The 19,186-nt window shown below is 64.4% G+C and carries 20 protein-coding genes and 1 tRNA gene; 13 read left to right on the top strand and 8 right to left on the bottom strand.

What is annotated here, in order from left to right; all coding sequences use genetic code 11:
• Positions 1-5: 5 nt before the first annotated feature.
• Both I6F12_RS31995 and I6F12_RS31990 read right to left on the bottom strand, forming a co-directional pair.
• Entirely contained in the window at positions 6-821 is an 816-nt protein-coding gene (locus I6F12_RS31995) for a DUF2927 domain-containing protein (protein ID WP_225113924.1), read from the bottom strand.
• 71 nt (positions 822-892) lie between these two features.
• A complete protein-coding gene (locus I6F12_RS31990) occupies positions 893-1,471 on the bottom strand; it encodes a L,D-transpeptidase (RefSeq protein ID WP_036009766.1) in 579 nt (192 codons plus the stop codon).
• Positions 1,472-1,730: 259 nt separating this feature from the next.
• Between I6F12_RS31990 and I6F12_RS31985 the strand changes: the two genes are divergently transcribed.
• The 6 genes from I6F12_RS31985 (at position 1,731) to I6F12_RS31960 (ending at position 6,587) form a co-directional block, all read left to right on the top strand.
• Positions 1,731-3,278: an acetolactate synthase large subunit gene (locus I6F12_RS31985; protein WP_036036084.1), complete on the top strand. Its 1,548-nt coding sequence runs from the start codon at positions 1,731-1,733 to the stop codon at positions 3,276-3,278.
• A 152-nt stretch (positions 3,279-3,430) separates the two neighbouring features.
• Positions 3,431-3,949 carry a hypothetical protein gene (locus I6F12_RS31980; protein WP_036009755.1) on the top strand — a complete coding sequence of 173 codons (519 nt, stop codon included), beginning with the start codon at positions 3,431-3,433 and terminating at the stop codon, positions 3,947-3,949.
• A 176-nt stretch (positions 3,950-4,125) separates the two neighbouring features.
• A complete protein-coding gene (locus I6F12_RS31975) occupies positions 4,126-4,464 on the top strand; it encodes a hypothetical protein (RefSeq protein WP_128266570.1) in 339 nt (112 codons plus the stop codon).
• A 279-nt stretch (positions 4,465-4,743) separates the two neighbouring features.
• The gene (locus I6F12_RS31970) at positions 4,744-5,247 is read left to right on the top strand and encodes a hypothetical protein (protein WP_225158114.1); all 504 of its coding nucleotides are present in this window, start codon (positions 4,744-4,746) and stop codon (positions 5,245-5,247) included.
• 55 nt (positions 5,248-5,302) lie between these two features.
• Positions 5,303-5,785 carry a transcription elongation factor GreA gene (greA, locus tag I6F12_RS31965; RefSeq protein ID WP_225158040.1) on the top strand — a complete coding sequence of 161 codons (483 nt, stop codon included), beginning with the start codon at positions 5,303-5,305 and terminating at the stop codon, positions 5,783-5,785.
• A gap of 124 nt (positions 5,786-5,909) precedes the next feature.
• Positions 5,910-6,587 (top strand): hypothetical protein, encoded by a 678-nt coding sequence (locus tag I6F12_RS31960; protein WP_225158039.1) that lies wholly within the window; start codon positions 5,910-5,912, stop codon positions 6,585-6,587.
• Positions 6,588-6,770: 183 nt separating this feature from the next.
• On the opposite strand, the gene I6F12_RS31955 is transcribed toward I6F12_RS31960, so the two are convergent.
• Positions 6,771-7,544: an SDR family NAD(P)-dependent oxidoreductase gene (locus I6F12_RS31955; protein ID WP_225158038.1), complete on the bottom strand. Its 774-nt coding sequence runs from the start codon at positions 7,542-7,544 to the stop codon at positions 6,771-6,773.
• A gap of 288 nt (positions 7,545-7,832) precedes the next feature.
• On the opposite strand from I6F12_RS31955, the gene I6F12_RS31950 reads away from it, so the two are divergent.
• From I6F12_RS31950 to I6F12_RS31935, 4 genes are all read left to right on the top strand, one after another.
• Positions 7,833-10,865, top strand: a complete 3,033-nt coding sequence (locus I6F12_RS31950) for a GAF domain-containing protein (protein ID WP_225158037.1) — start codon at positions 7,833-7,835, stop codon at positions 10,863-10,865.
• Between the two features lie 14 nt (positions 10,866-10,879).
• Positions 10,880-11,269, top strand: a complete 390-nt coding sequence (locus tag I6F12_RS31945) for a response regulator (RefSeq protein ID WP_036009791.1) — start codon at positions 10,880-10,882, stop codon at positions 11,267-11,269.
• Positions 11,270-11,387: 118 nt separating this feature from the next.
• The gene (locus I6F12_RS31940; protein WP_225158036.1) at positions 11,388-12,227 is read left to right on the top strand and encodes a universal stress protein; all 840 of its coding nucleotides are present in this window, start codon (positions 11,388-11,390) and stop codon (positions 12,225-12,227) included.
• A 69-nt stretch (positions 12,228-12,296) separates the two neighbouring features.
• On the top strand, positions 12,297-12,839 hold the full coding sequence (locus tag I6F12_RS31935; protein ID WP_225126678.1) for a 2'-5' RNA ligase family protein: 543 nt from the start codon (positions 12,297-12,299) through the stop codon (positions 12,837-12,839).
• 28 nt (positions 12,840-12,867) lie between these two features.
• On the opposite strand, the gene I6F12_RS31930 is transcribed toward I6F12_RS31935, so the two are convergent.
• From I6F12_RS31930 to I6F12_RS31915, 4 genes are all read right to left on the bottom strand, one after another.
• A complete protein-coding gene (locus tag I6F12_RS31930) occupies positions 12,868-13,290 on the bottom strand; it encodes a hypothetical protein (RefSeq protein ID WP_225158035.1) in 423 nt (140 codons plus the stop codon).
• Positions 13,291-13,596: 306 nt separating this feature from the next.
• A tRNA-Val gene (locus tag I6F12_RS31925) sits at positions 13,597-13,671 on the bottom strand.
• A gap of 160 nt (positions 13,672-13,831) precedes the next feature.
• A complete protein-coding gene (locus I6F12_RS31920; protein WP_225134796.1) occupies positions 13,832-15,130 on the bottom strand; it encodes a hypothetical protein in 1,299 nt (432 codons plus the stop codon).
• Positions 15,131-15,250: 120 nt separating this feature from the next.
• Positions 15,251-15,856, bottom strand: a complete 606-nt coding sequence (locus I6F12_RS31915; protein ID WP_036009799.1) for a DUF1134 domain-containing protein — start codon at positions 15,854-15,856, stop codon at positions 15,251-15,253.
• 139 nt (positions 15,857-15,995) lie between these two features.
• On the opposite strand from I6F12_RS31915, the gene I6F12_RS31910 reads away from it, so the two are divergent.
• Complete coding sequence (locus I6F12_RS31910; RefSeq protein WP_225158034.1) at positions 15,996-16,481, top strand: YHS domain-containing (seleno)protein; 486 nt, start codon at positions 15,996-15,998, stop codon at positions 16,479-16,481.
• Between the two features lie 10 nt (positions 16,482-16,491).
• On the opposite strand, the gene I6F12_RS31905 is transcribed toward I6F12_RS31910, so the two are convergent.
• Positions 16,492-17,322, bottom strand: coding sequence for a 3'(2'),5'-bisphosphate nucleotidase CysQ (locus tag I6F12_RS31905; protein WP_225134794.1), 831 nt, complete (start codon positions 17,320-17,322; stop codon positions 16,492-16,494).
• A 198-nt stretch (positions 17,323-17,520) separates the two neighbouring features.
• Between I6F12_RS31905 and I6F12_RS31900 the strand changes: the two genes are divergently transcribed.
• Both I6F12_RS31900 and I6F12_RS31895 read left to right on the top strand, forming a co-directional pair.
• Positions 17,521-18,174, top strand: a complete 654-nt coding sequence (locus I6F12_RS31900; protein WP_036009803.1) for a histidine phosphotransferase family protein — start codon at positions 17,521-17,523, stop codon at positions 18,172-18,174.
• Between the two features lie 198 nt (positions 18,175-18,372).
• Positions 18,373-19,186, top strand: an 814-nt coding sequence (locus tag I6F12_RS31895) for an Hpt domain-containing protein (RefSeq protein WP_225158033.1), incomplete at its 3' end; no start/stop codon positions are given.

Raw genomic sequence — 19,186 nt, 5'->3', positions numbered from 1 at the left:
CCGCCTCACTCCTTCAGATTATTCGCCCGCTTCACCCAAGCGCGCACGTCCTTGAGGACGGCGGGAAGCACGGTCTTGACCTCCGCCACGGTCATGCCCGCCTTGATGCGGGGATCGTACAGCAGGTTGAGGATGTACTGGTCGTAGACGTCGAAATAGCCCATCGAGACGTTGTCGTTGAACATGGTCCAGGGCACGCTCGTGGTGTCGTTGATCGGCCCGAGCGATTGCAGCAGCTCCTCATAGGCGCAATCGAGGAAGGTGAAATCGCCGTTGTCGACGGTGAGGATGACGTCGGAATGCTCGATCTCGAAATTGTCGTTCTTACGGAAGCCGGACAGGCATTGCGGATCGAGCGAGGAGCGGATCTCGCGCGCCTTCTCGGCGCCGTAGAAGCTCGAGATGGTGCGGAAGAGATCGCGGTCGCGCACCAGCTTCACGCGCACATTCGCCGCTTCGTTGGTGTCGATCATGGCGATGTCGAGATGCTGCACGCGCTTGCCGATGTCGGCCACGACCTTGGCGAGCTGCGTCTTGCGATCCTCGCGGTCGCTCTCGGCGTAGACGCGTACCGGCCCGTCGAACTTGCGGATGCGGTCGACGCGGCCGGCAAGATGGTATTCGGCGCCGAATGCCGTCTTCAGGAAGCCTTCAATGATCTCGCCGTCGGTGAAGCTCTTCTTCTCGGCGCGCTGGCGCGAGGACACCGCGGGCAGCTCGGCGGCGGCAGCCATGGGTGCGATGTCAGGCGCGCAGGCGAGCGTCGCGAGGGCCAGCAGGGCGAAGCGAAAGCCGGGCGAGGGCGGGACGAATGCGCTCATCGTGCTGTGACGCTGCCGCATTCGCCCCGCGTGCACAAGAGCGCAAATTCACGCGCCGCGCGGGTTCCTGGTCAGTTGTTCAGCACCACCACCGGGGTGCCGATCGAGACGCGGCTATAGAGGTCGGTGACGTCGTCGTTGGTCATGCGGAAGCAGCCCGAGGAGACGGCCTGACCGATCGTCTCCGGCTCGTTGGAGCCGTGGATGCGGTACAGCGTCGAGCCCAGATACATGGCGCGGGCGCCGAGCGGGTTGTCGATGCCGCCCTTCATGTGGCGCGGCAGGTCCGGCCGGCGCGCCAGCATCTGCGAGGGCGGCGTCCAGTCCGGCCATTCCCTCTTGGCGGTGATCCTGTGCACCCCGGCCCAGCGGAAGCCGTCGCGGCCGACGCCGATGCCGTAGCGCAGCGCCTGCCCGTTCCCGAGCACCAAATAGAGCCGCCGCTCGGCGGTGTTCACCACGACGGTGCCCGGGGCGTAGCTGCCGTTATACATGACGGTGGTGCGGGGGATCGGGCTCGCGCCGCCGCGGCCGATATAGCTGGTGGAACTGGTGCCCGTGAAGTCTATCATCCCCGTCGCGGACGCGTCGGCTGCGCCAGCCAGCAGCAGCGCCATTGCGGCCATCGGTGCGGCAAAAAACCGGATCATCATCTCCCCCAGAAAAAAATCGATTCAACCGGACCCAGAGGCCATATTTGCGCGCGTTTCGCAAGCCACGGGCCCGTGAGGGTCGCATCGTTAACGACTGGCGTTACCAAATCGCAACTGCGCCAATTTGCTGGAAAACGTTAGCCAAATCCGTGCGTCGTCACGCGGGGCAGGGCCGCAATGCCCGCTATTGCTTTGACGCGCCGCGCGAACAATGATTGACCGAACGGATCACTGGCAGGTTGCGGGAGCAGACAGAATGAACGGTGCGGAAAGCCTGGTGCGGACGATGGTCAAGGGCGGGGTGGACGTCTGCTTCACCAACCCCGGCACCTCCGAGATGCATTTCGTCGCGGCGCTCGACCGTGTCCCCGGCATGCGATGCGTGCTCGGCCTGTTCGAAGGCGTGGTGACGGGCGCGGCCGACGGCTATTTCCGCATGAAGGGCACGCCGGCCTCGACCCTGCTGCATCTCGGCCCCGGCCTCGCCAACGGCCTTGCCAATCTGCACAATGCCAAGAAGGCCAATTCCGGCATCGTCAACATCGTCGGCCAGCACGCCGTCTACCACATCGGCTACAATGCCCCGCTGACCTCCGACATCGAGGGCCTGGCCCGGCCGATGTCGTCCTGGGTCCGCACCTCGCCGGATGCCAAATCGGTCGCCGCGGACGGCGCCGCCGCCATTGCCGCCGCGAAAAGTGCGCCGCCGCAGATCGCGACCCTGATCCTGCCCGCCGACACCGCCTGGAACGAGGCCGACGGAATCGCCGAGGTTCCGGCCGAGCAGCAGCGCGCCAGCTATTCGCCGCAGGCGGTCGAGCAGGCCGCAAAGATCCTGCATGGCGACGGCGAAGGCACGCTGCTCCTGATGACCGGCAGCGCGCTGAGCGCGCAGGGTCTGGCGCTGGCCGAGCGCATCGCCGGCAAGACCGGCTGCACCGTGATGGGCCCGACCTTCCGTCCGAAGATGGCGCGCGGCCGTGGCCGTTTCTCGATCGACCGCATCCACTACGTCATCGATCAAGCCCTGCCGATGCTGGCGAAATTCCGTCACATCGTGCTGGTCGAGTCCGACGACCCCGTGGCGTTCTTCGCCTATCCGAACAAGCCGAGCATGCTCAAGCCGCAGGGCTGCGAGGTGCATCGCATGACCTCCTGGGGCGAGAATTCGGTCGCCGCGCTCGAGGCGCTCGCCGGCGCCGTGAAAGCCAGCGCCAGGGACGTCAAGCCGCAGGCGCTGGCTGAGCTGGTCAAGCCGACCGGCGCGCTCACCTTCGCCTCGATCGCGCAGGCCATTGCCTGTGCGATCCCCGAGAACGCGATCATGGTCGACGAATCCCTCACCACCGGCCGCGGCTTCTTCCCGCCGACGGCGGCGGCCGCCCCGCACGACTGGCTGCAGAACATGGGCGGCTCGATCGGCTTCTCGACGCCGCTGTCGATCGGTGCCGCGATCGCCTGCCCGGACCGCAAGGTGATCACCATGGTCGGCGACGGCAGCGCGATGTACACGATCCAGTCGCTGTGGACGCAGGCACGCGAGAACCTCGACATCGTCACCATCGTGTTCGCCAACCGCATCTACCAGATCCTGCGCGGCGAGTTCGACAATGTCGGCGCCGGCGAGCCCGGCCAGCGCGCCAATGACATGCTCCGCCTCGACCGCCCGACCCTGGACTTCGTGGCGCTGGCCAAGGGCATGGGCGTTCCCGGCCGCGCCGTCACCAACGCCGACGAGTTCAACAAGGCGCTGGCAGAGGCCGTCGCCGAGCCCGGCCCGCGCCTGATCGAAGTTCAGATGTAGACCGGACCGATTGCGCCGCGAATTCCGGTCTCATGTAGCCCGGATGGAGCGTAGCGTAATCCGGGGCTGGTGTGTTTTGCGAGAGTCCCGGATTGCGCTACGCTTCATCCGGGCTACCAACTTGGCGCGCACGTGATGGGCCCGGAGGCACGATGCAGACCGAGCTGAATAAGGTGATCGCGGCTGTCAGGGACTTCTACGCCCACGAGGGCTTCCTGTTCGAGAAGGACGTCGGCGAGCGGGCGGTCACGCACCGTTTCGCCGTGCATCTGGAGAAGCAGTTTTCGGGCTGGTCGGTCGACTGCAATTACGACCGGCTCGGCGAGCGCACGCTGCATCTGCCGCACGGCACCATCATCTCGACCGACGACCATCTCGGCAAGTCGATCTACCCCGATGTCGTCGTGCATCAGCGCGAGATCCCGAACAATCTGCTCGCCGTGGAGATCCGCAAGGCGAGCAACCACACGCCGCTCGATCACGACCAGCACAAGCTGCGGGCGCTGACCGACGTCCATGTCTGGTTTCCCTATTGGATCGGCCTGCTCCTGGTGCTGGACAGGCAACATGTGACGATGTCGGAGGTCTATGTCAGCGGTGCCGTCGACGAGCCGCTGTCACGCTGGTTCGCCTCGCGACTGGAGGAGACCGGCCGCGCAGCTCGCGCATAGCCGAGCGCGCCATTGCGCACCTGCGCACGCTGCGAGGTCGTGAAGGCAGACCATGCCGGGAGTGTGACCCCCACCACAGTTCCGGCGTGCGATCGGGCCTATCGTGGGCGGACTTGCACGCGTCGATGCCGTAGGCCTACGCTGGCTCATTCGGATCAGGCATTTTGGAGGTTCTGATGCAGAAATCATATTTGCTGGCTGCGACGGCAGCGCTGATGCTCATGATGCAATCGCCGCTCGCGCTGGCGCAGGGCGCGCCGGCCGCGGGCGGAACCGCTGCGCCTGCCGCGACAAGCACTGCGCCGGCTGCGACGACCACAGCGCCAAGCGCGACCACCGACACGTCCAGCCAGCCCACTGACGGCAAGAAGAGCGCGTCGAAGAAGCCGGCGAAGAAGAAGATGACCCGCCAGCAGGAGATCGATCATTCGGTCGACACCGGCACCGTGCCGGCGCGCTATCGCAGCTCGGTGCCCAAGCGGTACCACCAATACATTCCGTTCGCTAAGCAGTAACGGATCGCACGCTATCGCCTATGACTTGTGGCGCGGCCGGCGCGCACGCCTCGTCCTTCGAGACGGCGCTTACGCGCCTCCTCGCAGGATGAGGCTCTGCGGCACCAGCGCTCGTTGAAGCTGCTGCCGCGCACTCCGACCTCATCCTGAGGAGCCCGCCAAAGCGGGCGTCTCGAAGGATGGCCGCAAGGGAAGAGCTCCCATGTGCGAGGCCCTGCCACATCGCCGGTGGCGGTCTGCGCGAGCGGTGCTAGAGTAGGCCGAAGCCCGGGGGGAATGATGAGCGATGAGGTGAAGGATGCCGGCCTTGTGGCCATGATCAGCAGCATCCTGGGAGGCAACAAGCGCGCAGACCCTGTTGCACTGCCTCCGCTCGCCGAGGTCCCGCCGATCGTGCCGGCGGATCCCGTGGAGCCGGCCGCGACGTCCAGGTCCGAGTCCAAGTCCGAGTCCGGATCCGATGCGGCCGAAGCCGAGAGCGCGCCCGATGCCGCAGCGGCGGCCGCCGAGCCGGCCGAGCCGCCCGCGCAAATCGCAACCACGCGGGACGGCAAGCGGCTGCTGCCGGCGGAGGCGATCGCCGATCTCGTGCTCGGCGAGCTGCGCAAGCTGGACAACTTCCCGAGTTCCGGCGTCTCGGTCACGGTCTACGGTTACCGGCACTGGAACGCGATGCTCACTTTCGCGCCGTTCTCCACCAGTTTCCAGAACGCAACCCGGTTCCGCCAGGCCGTGCCGGACCTCGTCTTCAAGCTCCGCCGTTTCGTCGAACTTGAGATATAATCTCGGTCGTCGCCGCCATGGCGTCGCAAGCGAAACAGTTCGACAGGATCTTCAATTGAGCGTCGCCTTCACCAAGGAAGAGAGCGCCGAAACCGCGTCCGAGACGCTGTTGCCGGACCGCCCGATCTCGCCGCATCCGAACCTCGTGACGGAAGCAGGCTTCAACGCATTGCAGGCGCAGCTCGCCGAAGCGCGGGCGGCCTATGAAGCTGCGCAAGCCATCGAGGACGTCAACGAGAAGCGACGGCAGTCCGCCGTGCCCCTGCGCGATCTCCGCTATCTCACGGAACGCTTGCGTACGGCGCAGGTGATGCCCGATCCTGTCGCGACCGAAATCGTTGCGTTCGGCAGCACCGTGAGCTTCAGCCGCGCTGACGGCCGCGTCCAGACCTACCGCATCGTCGGCGAGGACGAAGCCGATCCCAAGGCCGGCTCGATCTCGTTCGTCGCGCCCGTCGCGAGGTCGCTGATGGGCAAGGTGGTCGGCGACGTCGTCGGTTCAGGTGCGCAGGAGATCGAGATCCTGTCGATTGCGTAGGGGTGCGCAAGCCGAGGTGAGTTGCGTGGCAAAGAGCGCCATCGACAGCAGCAACCCCATTCGCCTAAAGCAGATCCGGAACAGCGCGAGGCCGTCGTCTCCGCCAAACGAAGTTGATGATTGGATGAGACGGTTCTTGTCTGGAGCCTTGCCGTTCTATGCGCTGGCGGGCCTCGCCATGTGCATGTACCTCGTTCTCTACAGGACGAGCCTGTTCGACCTGAACGCCATCGTCCATGGCGCGGCCGGGTCGGCATGGTTTCCAGTCTTCATGTTCGCCTGCGTGCTGGTGGAAGCGGTCTTCCCGTATTTCGGCTATTTTCCCGGCACCGCCCTCATCCTGATGTCCGTGGCGCTCAGTCCGAAGGCCGTGGACGGCTCCGTCTTCCTCGCGGCGTGGCTCGCCATCATCCTGGGCGCCGTTCTCAGCTATGGACAAGCGCGTTTCTTCAGGCCGTTTCTGCAGCGGGTGGCCTCGAAGGCGGCCTTGCGCCGATGCGAGTCCCTGTTCGACGCCTATGGCCGCTATGCGCGCATTGCCTTGTTCGTTCATCCCAACGCCTGTTCGATGTATTTCACGGCGCTCGGACTGCTCGGCCGCAGCCTGACGCGCGAGCTCGCTTATCTCTGCGTGGGTGCCGCGGCCGCAGTGGGCATTCTGTTCGTCATCGTATCCCGGCTGGTGTCGTCCATCGGCCCCACCGACGATGGCGAATTGCAGGTGCTGCTGGCAGCTGCGCTGGTCGCCATGGGGACACTGATCGGTCTCTACACGGCCTGGCGGCCACAGCGCGCGACGTGAAACGCCGCTCTCCGCCGTCATTGCGAGGAGCCCGTGACAAAATTGCGAAGCAATTTTGCACTGGTGCGACGAAGCAATCCAGAGTCTTTCCGCGGAGAGATTCTGGATTGCTTCGTGGAGCCTGTCATCGGGCCGCGCTTCGCGCGGACCCGTTGGCTCGCAATGACGAGGATACATCGAACGTCACACCTCCGGCAGCTCGACGCCCGTCAGCTCACTCAGTTTGCCGATGAGCCGGTCCTGAAACCTCGGATCGGTCGCCTCACGGGCCGGCTCTTGCTGCTCGAGATGATGCCAATAGCGGCCGCTCACGAGGGCCGCAGGATCCTCGCTGACTGCCAGCCAGGTCTGGGTCCGTTGCCCGGTGTCGATATCGACAGGGGCGCCCGCGCCTCCCATCTTCGTGCGCACCCAACCGGGATCGACGGCGTTGCAGAGGACGTTGGGCCACCGCCGCGCCAGCGCGTAGGCGAGCGCGACGACGTGCAGCTTGCTCTCGGCATAGGCCGTGGCGGCGTTCCAGGCCCGCTTGGTCCAACCGAGGTCGTCGAGCGAGCCCTCTCCGCCGCGGTGCAATCCGCTGCTGAGATAAATCAATCGAGCGGGCCGCGCGATCAGAGCCGTCAGCATGAACGGCGCAAGCGTGTTGATGGCCAGCGTCTCGGCATGGCCTTCCGGCGTCGCGCCGCGGCTCGGCCGCGTGTAGACGCCGGCATTGTGAATGACCGCATCCATGCGCCCGATCGCGTTGACCTGGTCGGCGATGCTCCGCGTCTCCGCCGCGCTCCTGAGATCGCCGATCACCAATCCCTTCGCACGCGAAGTGAGGCCGCCGAGAGCCGCGGCACGATCGGCTGAACGCGCGTGCAGCACCACGCGGTGCCCCTGATCGAGCAGCGATTGGGCCGCCGCCCGGCCGAGGCCATCGGTGCTGCCGGTGATGAATATGGTCGCCATGGGGCTCTCCTAGGTGTTTCGGGACGCAATCTACGGCGCTCGCGGCACGTGGGTCCCGCGATCCCCCTGGCGCCAGCACCAGGCGGACCCGAGGTAAATCGGCCTCCAGCGGCATTGTGTGAAACTTGCCGCTTCGGTCGATCACGAGGACGAATTGACGCGTAGTCGATCGAAAATCAACTCACGGTATGTCTGGTCGGAAGCACCTGATGGTGAAATAATTCCCGGCGCTTGCTTGATTAAATTTTGACGTCGGCCGCGAACCGGCTGCCGACACGGATTTTCATCATGGCCGCGCTTCCTCAGGGCGTTGTGGCGGAATTGCAGCAGGAGAACGCGCGGCTCCTGGCCGAGTTGCGCGCCGCACAAGATCGCGAGACCGCCACCGCGGACATTCTCAAGATCATTGCCAGCTCGCCATCGGAGGTGAAGCCGGTATTCGATGCAATCGCGAGGCGCGCAAATGCCTTGCTCGGCGGCTTTTCGACGACCGTATTCCGCTTCATCGACGGCCATGCCCACTTGGCGGCGTTCACGCCGACGAATTCTGCCGCCGATGAAGCTTTGAAGAAGATGTTTCCGCGTCCGATCACCGATTTCGAGAGTTTTGCGAGGACACAGGCGGGCAAGGTGGTGCCGACCCCCGATACGGAAGCATTGACGAACGAGATCAAATTCATCGCGCGCGCCCGCGGCTTTCGCAGCATGTTGTTCGTTCCGCTCGCGACTGGCCGCGTGGTGATCGGCATGATCAGCGTCACGCGGGCAGAGCCGGGGGCCTTCGCTCCGCATCACGTGCAGCTTCTGCAGACCTTCGCCGACCAGGCCGTCATCGCCATAGAGAACGTGCGGCTGTTCGACGAGGTGCAGGCGCGTACCGACGACTTGCGGGAATCGCTGCAGCAGCAGACCGCGACCGCCGATGTGTTGAAAGTCATCAGTCGCTCCGCGTTCGATTTGCAAACGGTTCTCGACACGCTGACGGAATCGGCGGCGTCGCTGTGTGGGGCCGACATGGCGGCAATCCTCCGGCAGGACGCCGATGGCTCCTTCTATCACGCAACTCGGTACAATTTCTCGCCGGAGTGGGCCAAGGTCTCGGCGGGCGTTCGGCTCAATGCTGGACGCGGTAGCCTCGTTGGGCGCGTCCTGCTGTGCGGCAAGGCTGTTCAGATTCCGGATGTCCTGGTCGATCCCGACTATGCCTATCCCGAGCAACAGAGGGCCGGCGGTTACCGCACCCTTCTGGGCGTACCCCTGCTGCGGTCCGGAGAAGTGATCGGCGTGCTATTCCTGGGCCGCAAGACCGCGAACTCGTTCACGGAAAAGCAGATCGACCTGGTCTCCACTTTCGCTGATCAGGCCGTGATCGCGATTGAGAATGTGCGGCTGTTCGATGAGGTCCAGGCGAAGACGCGCGATCTCGCCGAATCGCTCCAGCAGCAAACTGCGACCGCCGACGTGCTGAAGGTGATCAGCCGCTCGACCTTCGACCTGCAAACCGTGCTCGACACGCTGGTCGATTCGGCGGCACGGCTGTGCGAGGCGGAGATGGCCTTCATCATGCGCCGCGAGGGCGATGAATATCAGGCCGGAGCAGCGGTCGGGTTTTCCGAGGACTACATTGCCTTTCTGCGGGCTCATCCGATCGCTCCCGGCCGGGGCACGGTCACGGGTCGAGCCGTCCTCGAACGCCGTCCGGTGCAAATCCTCGACGTCGCTGCCGATCCCGAATACGGCCTGGAGGCGTCGATCACGATCGCTGGTCAGCGCACGGCGCTCGGTGTTCCCCTTCTGCGCGAAAATGAGCCGATCGGCGCGATCGTGGTCGCCCGCAAGCGCGTGCAGCCCTTCACCGAAAAGCAGATCGAACTCGTCGCCACCTTTGCCGACCAGGCCGTGATCGCCATCGGCAATGTGCGTCTGTTCGAGCAATTGAATGAATCGCTGGCGCGGCAGACGGCAACGTCGGAGGTGCTGGAGATCATAAGCGCTTCATCGGGCGCGCTCGCTCCGGTCTTCCACAAGATGCTGGAGAATGCGACGCGAATTTGCGGCGCCGGCTTTGGCACCATGAATCTGTACGAGGAGGGCGGCTTTCGCACGGTCGCATTGCACAACGCGCCGCAAGCTTATGTCGATACGCGGCTCTACCAGAACATTCGCCCACATCCCGCGAGCGGGCTCGGCACCGTCGAGAAGAGTCATCAGACCGTTCATATCGACGACATCAGGACCCAGCCGCCCTATATCGAAGGCAACCCCAATGTTCGCGCGCTCGCTGACCTTGCCGGCGCAAGGACCCTCGTCATCGTTCCCATGCTCAAGGAAGATGAGCTGATTGGCACGATCACGATCTTCCGCCAGGAAGTGAAACCCTTCACAGACAAGCAGATCGAGCTCGTGTCCAACTTCGCACACCAGGGCGTGATCGCGATCGAGAATGCACGCCTGCTGAATGAACTGCGCGAGCGCACCATGGAATTGTCGCAATCGCTCGAGGAATTGCGAAATACGCAGGATCGGCTGGTCCAGACCGAGAAGCTTGCCTCGCTCGGGCAACTCACCGCCGGCATTGCGCACGAGATCAAGAACCCGCTCAATTTCGTCAACAATTTTGCTGCGCTGTCCTCCGAACTGACCGACGAGCTCGGCGACGCGCTGCGCTCAGCTGGCCTCGGCGAGGTGGAAAGGCAGGACATCGACGCGCTGATCCACATGCTACAAGGTAACCTGGAAAAGATCGTGCAGCACGGAACGCGCGCCGATTCCATTGTCAAGAATATGCTTCTGCACTCCCGCGAGGGGTCCGGCGAACGCCGCGCGGCGGAGATCAACGCCATCCTCGAAGAAAGTCTCAACCTGGCCTATCACGGAGCCCGCGCTGAAAGAGCCGGCTTCAATATCACGCTTGAAAGAAAACTCGATCCGTCTGCGGGAGCCCTCGAGCTGTATCCGCAGGAAATCACGCGGGTGTTCCTCAATCTGGTTTCAAACGGTTTCTACGCGGCCAGCAAACAAAAGGAGGTCGTCGGTGACGGCTTCGAGCCAAGGCTGCGTGCGACGACCACAGACCTCGGCGGCGCCGTCGAAATTCGCATTCGCGACAATGGCACCGGCATCCCGGCCGACGTCAGAGAGAAGATATTCAATCCATTCTTCACGACCAAGCCGGCCGGCGAAGGAACTGGCCTTGGGCTTTCGATCTGCCACGACATCATCGTGAAGCAGCACGGCGGCAGCATCGAGGTCGATACCGAGCCGGGCGAATATACCGAGTTCATTATTACGCTGCCGCGTACGCGGGCGGCACCATTGTAGAGCGGAGGCAGAAATTGAGCGTCTATATCATGGTGGTCGACGACGAGCCCGATGTCGAGGCGCTGTTCCGCCAGCAGTTTCGGCGCGATCTGCGCGCCGGTCGTTTTCTGATGGAGTTTGTATCCTCGGCGCCCCTGGCATTGCAGCGCGCGGCCGAGATTGCGGATGCCACCCTGATTCTGATCCTGTCCGACATCAACATGCCCGGAATGAGCGGACTGGAGATGCTGCCTATCGTGCGCTCGGCCCGCCCCGATGTACCGGTTATCATGATCACGGCCTACGGTGATGCCGAGACCAAGCGCAAGGCGCTGGAGAAGGGCGCCGCCGACCTGTTGACCAAGCCAATCGACTTCGCCGCGCTGCGCCAGGAGATCGATGCGAGGCTTGAGCAGGCCGCATGATTGCAACCGTTGCCGGTGGCAAACCAGAGCGGCTCGCAAAGTGAAGCTGTTGCAGACGCCGCCCCAATTGAGAGCATGCATCCACCGTCAATCTTCGTCAGAAAATCGGAGATTCGAAATGAAGACGCTCCTGGTCCCGCTTCAGAATATTCCGATGATGACAGCTACGCTCGCTGTGGCCGTAGGCCTAGCGCGTCGCACCGGCGCCTATATCGAAGGTTTTCCACTCCGGTTCGGCATCCCTCAATATGCGGCCGCCGAATTGGCCACCGGCATTCTCCTGGACACGTATCAAGTGAAGAGCGAAGCCGAACTGAACGACATGCGCAACGTTTTCGAAGCATTCATGCTGAAGCATGATGTTCCCCGCGCCACCGCAGGGTCGAACCCGCCTTGCTTCGGCTGGCTGGAGACCGCGCCTGAGGGCGAAGACTTTGTCGGAAGTTATGGGCGCGCTTTCGATCTGATCGTGATGGCGCGGTCTGACATTGATGCGGTGGGCCCTCACCGCCGCGCGATTGAGTCCGCGCTGTTTGAGAGCGGCAGGCCCGTTCTACTGGCGCCGTCGAATGCACCAAGAAGCGTCGCAACGAACATTATGATCCACTGGAACGGGAGTACCGAGCAAGCTCGGGCAAACGCATTTGCCATGCCGTTGCTTCGTCTGGCCGAAAGGGTATCGATCCTAACCGTTGTCGGCGGCCAAGCGGTGCCAGGACCGTCTGCCGGTCAGATCGCTCGGCAACTCCAATACAATGGCATTGCGGCCAGCTTGATCAGCGTTGAGCTGGACGGGCGCGAAACTGGTGAGGCGGTCCTCGATGCCGCCAGGGCACACGGTTGCGATCTATTGATCAAAGGAGCCTTCACCCGCACGCGGCTACGGCAGATGATATTCGGTGGAGCGACCAGCTATATCATGGAGCACGCGGATATCTCTGTCCTTATGGCTCACTAGCGCGCAAAAGGCCTGGTTCTATCGCCATTGGTGAGGCAAAAATCCATTGCTTTACAGAGCGACCGGCGCATGGCTTTGGCTATCAACATTCGGTCCGACCATTCCTCCGCAGAGCGCATCGAAGCCTTGTGGGATGAAGTTGCCGCGTTTGAGAGCCAGCCTTCGATGAGGGGGCTCGGTTATCGGCCGCATTTCACATTCGCCATTTATGATGCGCCCGAGATTACCGCGAAGACCGCGTGGGAGACCATGCTCCGCGCAGTTGGAGGCGAAGGGCCATTGCAGGTCGCGTTCAGGCGAATTTGTTGGTTCGCAGGTCCGCCGCTCGTGCTCTGGGCGGAGCCGGAGTTCGATGAAACGCTCGTCCGGTGGCACGCTTCCATCAGCGCTGCAATCGATCCAGCCTTGTGTCGGCTGCATTATCGGCCGGAAAACTGGCGACCTCATTGCACGCTCGGCACACAAATCGCCGACGCAAAGCGCGATGACGCGATCGCTTTCGCGCAGTCATTCAGCGGCAGCATCAGCGTGCTGTTCGACGTCGTGGATTGCGTTTCTTTTCCGCCAGTGCGCGTGGTTGCGGAGCAGAGATTGCCGGTTCGGGCTCCATGAAGTGGTGATCATTCGTCGAGCCCGCAGATCATTTGTAATCGATCCGGATCGAGCCGACCTTCTCATCGTGCCGGATGAAGCCTCCCTCGACCCCTGGCATCATCGCAATTTCGACGACGTTGCTCCCGCGCCAGCTGGGTAGTATCTCCGCGTGACCGGCGAAGCCGAGGAATGCGTGGTTGCGATCAGGTGAAAAGGTCCGGTCCATCGGTGCGATGCTCGCATATGTGGAATCCGGAACCGTTGCGTTGCATTCCTGCCTGAAGATGAACACGGCCTTGGTGCCGTCGGGCGACCGCGTCGAGCTCAGGACCACGTTGCGGCAGCTGGCAAATCCTTCGAGTGCGAACCAGATGAGACCAACCATGGCCGCGATTCCGATGCCGGCCACAGCAAGCACCGCGATCGCGATTCGTATCCAGAGTTTCGAAGGAGGGCGAGGGAGCGTCATCCAGCTCATCCCTGAATCTCTAAGCCGGCGATGCCGTGCGGGCCCTCAGGCGCAGCATGCTCATTAAGCGTGCGCCCCTCCCGATGATGCCATCATGCCCCTGTTTTGCCCGACGGAGCAAGGAAAATTCGGAAAAGTCGTAACCCTTTGATCCGACTGAGGTCGGCTACTGTGCATGGGGTTGTTTTCGAATTTTTGACAGAGCGGAAGCAAGACCCCCGGTCCGTCTACGCTCTTTGAGCTACGCCGGACACGCTTCGCTACCATTGGGGGTGGCTGCGCCACGCGAAGCCTCTTGGCGAAGCGTGGTGGGCGCACAAGGGATCGAACCTTGGACCTCTCCCGTGTGAAGGGAACGCTCTCCCGCTGAGCTATGCGCCCGGGACCATCATGCAGGCGGCCGCAACCTTGGGCCGGCCGGCACATCGGAGCCCGCGATTTAGAAGTGCCGGCCCAAGGTGTCAAGTTTTCAAGCCGTCGCCGGGGCGGAAAACCTTGGTCAGGTCGCGCCTTCCGCAGGGGAAGCCGGATTTTTGGCCGGTTACGCGCCCTGCTGGCGGGCGCGGGAGGCGTGGGCCTGGAGCGCGCGGATGCGCTCGGCCAGCGTTCCACCGCCTTCGGGCAGGCGGGGCGCTGGAGCGCCGCCCGTCGCGGCGTCGTTGGCCGGGCGCGGCGCCGGCTTCGGCGGCTGGCCGGCCTCGGCCGCGAGCAGCGCCTCGATCGGCGAGTTCGGGCCTTCGAGCTGCATCGCGAGTTTTGCCACCTCGGCCGCGATGTCGTTGATGCGCTCGCGCAGAAGCGCGTTCTCCATGCGCTCGGTCGCCCAGGAACTCTCGGCCTGCTGCTGGATCGCGTTGATGTCGCGCTGGAGTTTCGCGCGTTCGTCGCGTGCGCTGCGCAGCTGCTCCTCCAGCGCGGCCTTTTCCGCGCGCAGCTGCTCCATCGCAGCCGACGACTTGCCGCCGCTGAGGCCCGCGATCTCGACGCGCAGCTCCTTGATGGTGCGCTCGTTGGCCTCGTTGGCCTGGCGCAGCTGGTTGTTCTCGTAGTCGCGCTCGGCGAGCAGCTTGCCCTGCGTGGCAAGGCGTCCTTCGAGATCGGCGACGCGGCTCGACAGCATCTCGGCCTCCTTGACCTGCACGATGAGCTGGCGGTCGAGCTCGGTGACGCGCTGGCTCAGATTCTCGACGCGGCCGCGCGCCTCGCCGAGCTCGCGCGAGGCGGTCTCGGATTCGGTGCGCTCCTGTGCGAGGCGCGCTTGCGTCGCGGCAAATTCCTTCTCGGCATCGCCGACCCGGTGCTTCAATTCCTCGATCTGCGCGCGCACTGCGACCAGCTCGACCTGGCGGCTCTCCGCCATCATCGAGCGGTCGGACAGTTCGGAGTTGATCTTGGCGAGCTCGGCCTGCTTGTCCGTCAACGCGATCTCGGCTTCGCGCAAGGACGCCGTCTTGGCGGCGAATTCCTCCTCGGTGGCGCGAAGCTGCTCCTTCACCGCCTTCTCGCGCGCCTCCAGCGCGAAGATGGTGGCGTTCTTCTCGCCGAGCTCGATCTTCATGCGGTTGATGGCGTCGCTCTTCTTGCCGAGCTCGGCGAGCTGGCTCGTGGTCTTGTTCTTGAGCTGCTCGACGCTCATCTCGAGCCGCCGCGCGGACATGGCGAATTCGGCCCGGAGCTGGTCCTTGTCGGCCTGGATCTCGGCCATCGAGAGCGGGGTGGCGGCCTCGAGCCGGCGCGTGGTCAGGCGCACCGCGCGGTTATGCACCAGCGGCACGATCGCAAGCCCGCACAGCATCGAGAGCAGGAAACCGATCGCCAGGTACATGATCGGTTCGACCATGGGCCAGAACTCCCAAGCTTAAGGAAAAATTCACCAACGACAATGCCATGGCGGGCCGGCAGAAAGCCAGCCCCGCTCTGTCGTTAACCTTGATCGGTGGGCAGTGGGGAGGACGTGGGCCTAGAACGGGTTCCAGGTCGCCCGCGGGGTGTATTTGAGATAGCCGATATTGGCGCCGAGGCGCAGGCCGAGCCCGGAGCGGATCGGCACCAGCACGATGTTGTTGGAGGTCAGCGCCGTCATGCCGAAGCCGCCGATGATGTACGCCGAGCCGTCGATGCCGGCGAAGCGCTGGTAGATCGCGTTGGTGGCCGGCAGGTTGTAGACCAGCGTCATGGTGCGGGCGCCGTCGCCGCCCCAGTCGAAGCCGAGCGAGGGGCCCTGCCAATAGACGCGCAAGTCGCCGGCGTTCTTGGTGTAGAGCGTGCCCTCGCCGTAGCGCAGGCCGGCGACGAAGGCGCCGGAGCCTTCCTCACCCAGGATGTAGCCGTTCGGCAGGCCCCATTGGCTGACCGCCTTCTCGATGATCGAGGCGAGCCCGCGCGAGACGTTGCCGAAGAAGCGATGGCCGGCGGTGACGAGCTCGTCCGGCCCATAGGTATTGGGCGTCGGGGTCCGCTGCGGCGGCGGCAGGTCAGGCGGCGGCGCCTGCTGGGCGGAGGCCGGCACGATCCAGCCGATCATCGCGGCAAGCGCGAGCGCAGCAAGGCGTGATGCGAAAGTCATAAAAGAACCCCTGGTACCGAATCCGGTCGCTTCCTTAACCTCACGCCAACAGGCATGGCCCTAGGTTGCGCCGGATGTCCCCTCGACTCGGATGTTATCCGCAGCAACTATGACGGCACAACGGCAGGAAGATAGCCCTTTGCGCCCCGGAATTGCCTTGATCGCCCGCCGCCTCTGCCTGCTGGCGGGCATTTGGATCCTCGGTGCCGGCGGACCGACAGGGGCCGCCACCACCGAGCGGATCGTCGTCAACCGCTTCAGCGGCGTCGCCATCGAGGGCTTCGACCCCGTCGCTTATTTCGTCGCCGGCGCGGCCGTGCAGGGGACGGCGGAGTTCGAGGCGAACCTCTGGGGGGCCGTCTGGCGCTTCCGGAACGAGGGCAACCGCGCCTCTTTCCAGGCCCATCCCGAAATCTACGGACCGCAATTCGGCGGCTACGATCCGGTCGATATCGCCCGCGGCGTCACCGTCCCCGCCAATCCGCATTTCTTCGCGATCGTGGCGCAGCGGCTCTATTTGTTCAGCCGGGGAGACAATCGCGACGCCTTCGTCGCCGATCCCGAGCGCTTCCTCTATGAGGTGGGCAAGCGCTGGCCGGCCCTGCAGGAGAAGCTCGGGCAGTAACGAGCCCTGGTCAGTCGCAGCCTACCGCCTGCGGGTCGCCCCACGCGATGAATTCCGGGATGATGAAGCCGGTATCGCGGCGCTGGCCAAATCGGAGCTCGCCGCCCTTGCCGTCGGTCACCTTGCCGCCGGCCGCGGTCACGACCGCGCAGCCGGCCCCGACGTCCCATTCCGAGGTCGGGCCGAAACGGGGATAGATGTCGGCGCCGCCTTCCGCGATGCGGCCGAATTTCACGGCCGAGCCGCACGTCATCCTGACGGCATTGGGCCTGTCGGCGATGAACGCCTCGCTTCTGGCATCGCCGTGCGAACGGCTCACTGCGGCGATCCAAGGCTCCCCGCGCGCCGGCAGCTTGCGGGTGCGGATCGGCTCGGCGGCGGCAATCGTCGCGCCGTTGAATCTCACGCGCTCGGCGCCGCGGCCGACGATGCCGCGCCAGAGCAGGCCGAGTGCGGGTGCGGAGACGATGCCGAGCAGCGGCACGCCATCCGTCACCAAGGCGAGGTTGACGGTGAACTCGTCGCGGCCGGCGACGAACTCCTTGGTCCCGTCGAGCGGATCGATCAGGAAGAAGCTGCCCTGGAACGGCGGGGAGGCGAGCTGGGTCCGCTCCTCCGACAGCGTCGGAACGTCGCCCGCGAGCTGCGCGAGTCCGTCCGCGATGATGCGGTCGGCGGCAAGGTCGGCCTCGGTCACCGGCGAGCCATCCTGCTTGCCGTCGATCCGCATGGCCGCGCGGTTGACGGCGAGGATCGCCTCGCCCGCCTTCACCACCAGCGCAGTCAGCGGCTCCATCAGGCCGGCAGCGGCCGCTCCGTCAATGATCCGTTTCACCTGCATGCCTCATCTGTCGGCAATATCGTTCCTCGTCCACTGATTCGCCCCGATCGATTCGCCTGGGCTTATGGCCGCCTCGAACCGATCGCAAGCTAGCTGCCGCGGGGTTGCGAATGTTAGAACCCGCAGCATCCGTCAAGCATGCGTGATTCGCGGCGTCCAGCGCCGTGCAATTCCAGGAACCCTCCAGGACCCCATTATATGTCTGACGCTTCGTCGCCCGCGACCACTGCCGCTCCCGATATGCTCGAACTCGCCGCGCTGCTGTGCTCGCGGGTCTGCCACGATCTCATCAGCCCCGTCGGCGCCATCGTCAACGGGCTCGAAGTGCTCGACGACGATCCCAAGCCCGAGGACCGCGAGTTCGCGCTCGACCTGATTCGCAAAAGCGCCAAGACGGCCTCCGCCCGGCTGCAGTTCTGCCGCCTTGCCTTCGGCGCGGCCGGCTCCTCCGGCGCGCAGATCGATCTCGGCGATGCCCACACCATGGCGAAGGGCCATATCGAGGACGGCAAGTGCTCGATCACCTGGAATCTGCCGCGGCTGCTGCTGCCGAAGAACCGCGTCAAGCTGCTGCTCAACATGCTGGTCGTCGCCCAGCACACGATCCCGCGCGGCGGCATGCTGACTGTCGATCCGGTCGGCGAGGGCGAGGTGATGAGCTTTCGCATCACCGCGACCGGACACAATGCACGCCTGCCGCAGAACATCTCCGAGCTCCTGAGCGGCGAGCGCGGGCCGGCTGCCGATGCGCATGCGATCCAGCCTTATTATACGCGGCTGCTCGCGCAGGCCTGCGGGCTCACCGTGACGCTCAAGCCGGAAGGCGAAGCCATCATCGTTACCGCTTCGTAAACGCGAAGCCTCGCTCGCGACGCGTTAATGCAATCTTTACGAGGCGCTTCGGCTTGTCCGGAGCGCCTTATCTCTTTGTTGGTGCCGTTCTTTTGCACATACTCAACCAATATTAAACGCTTTGCGGTGAAGCTGGCCCCATTCCGAAATGGCGCATCACGCCTCGTGCGCGCCCTTCCTGTATGAAGGCCTGTTTTCATGGATGATCTGTTGCGGGAGTTTCTGACGGAGACCAGCGAGAGCCTGGACACCGTGGACAATCAGCTGGTGAAGTTCGAGCAGGAGCCGAACAACGCCAAGATCCTGGATAACATCTTCCGCCTGGTCCACACCATCAAGGGCACCTGCGGCTTCCTCGGCCTGCCGCGGCTGGAAGCGCTGGCGCATGCCGGCGAGACCCTGATGGGCAAATTCCGTGACGGCATGCCTGTGACTGCCGAGGCGGTGACGGTGATCCTGTCCTCGATCGACCGCATCAAGGAGATTTTGGCTGGCTTGGAGGCGACCGAGGCCGAGCCGGAAGGCAACGACCGCGATCTCATCGACAAGCTGGAAGCAATGGTCGAGCAGGGCATGGCCGCCATGTCAGGCTCGGCGCAGCCGATGCCGACTGCCGGCACTGCTGCTCCCGTTGCCGATGCGCCGCCGTTGGTGCCGGAAGCGCCCGCCGCTCCAGCCGCCCCCGCCAAGGAGATGACCATGGGCACGCTGGTCGATCAGACCCTGGAGCGTCCGCTGCGTCCGGGCGAGGTCTCGCTCGACGAGCTCGAGCGTGCCTTCCGCGAGACCGCGATCGAAGCGCCGGTGCCCGTTGCTCAGGCTGGGGCAAAGGCCGAGCCCGCGGCTGAAGCCCCCGTGGCGAAGGAAGCCGCAAAGCCCAAGGAAAAGGCCGCGCCGAAGAAGTCGATGGCCGACGAGATGGCGGGCGAGGGCGACCGCATCGCCAACCAGTCGATCCGCGTCAACGTGGATACGCTGGAGCACCTGATGACCATGGTCTCCGAGCTGGTCC

This window comes from Bradyrhizobium sp. IC4059, assembly GCF_020193615.1.
Lineage (GTDB): Bacteria > Pseudomonadota > Alphaproteobacteria > Rhizobiales > Xanthobacteraceae > Bradyrhizobium > Bradyrhizobium yuanmingense.
This window is presented reverse-complemented; position numbering and strand designations above follow the sequence as displayed.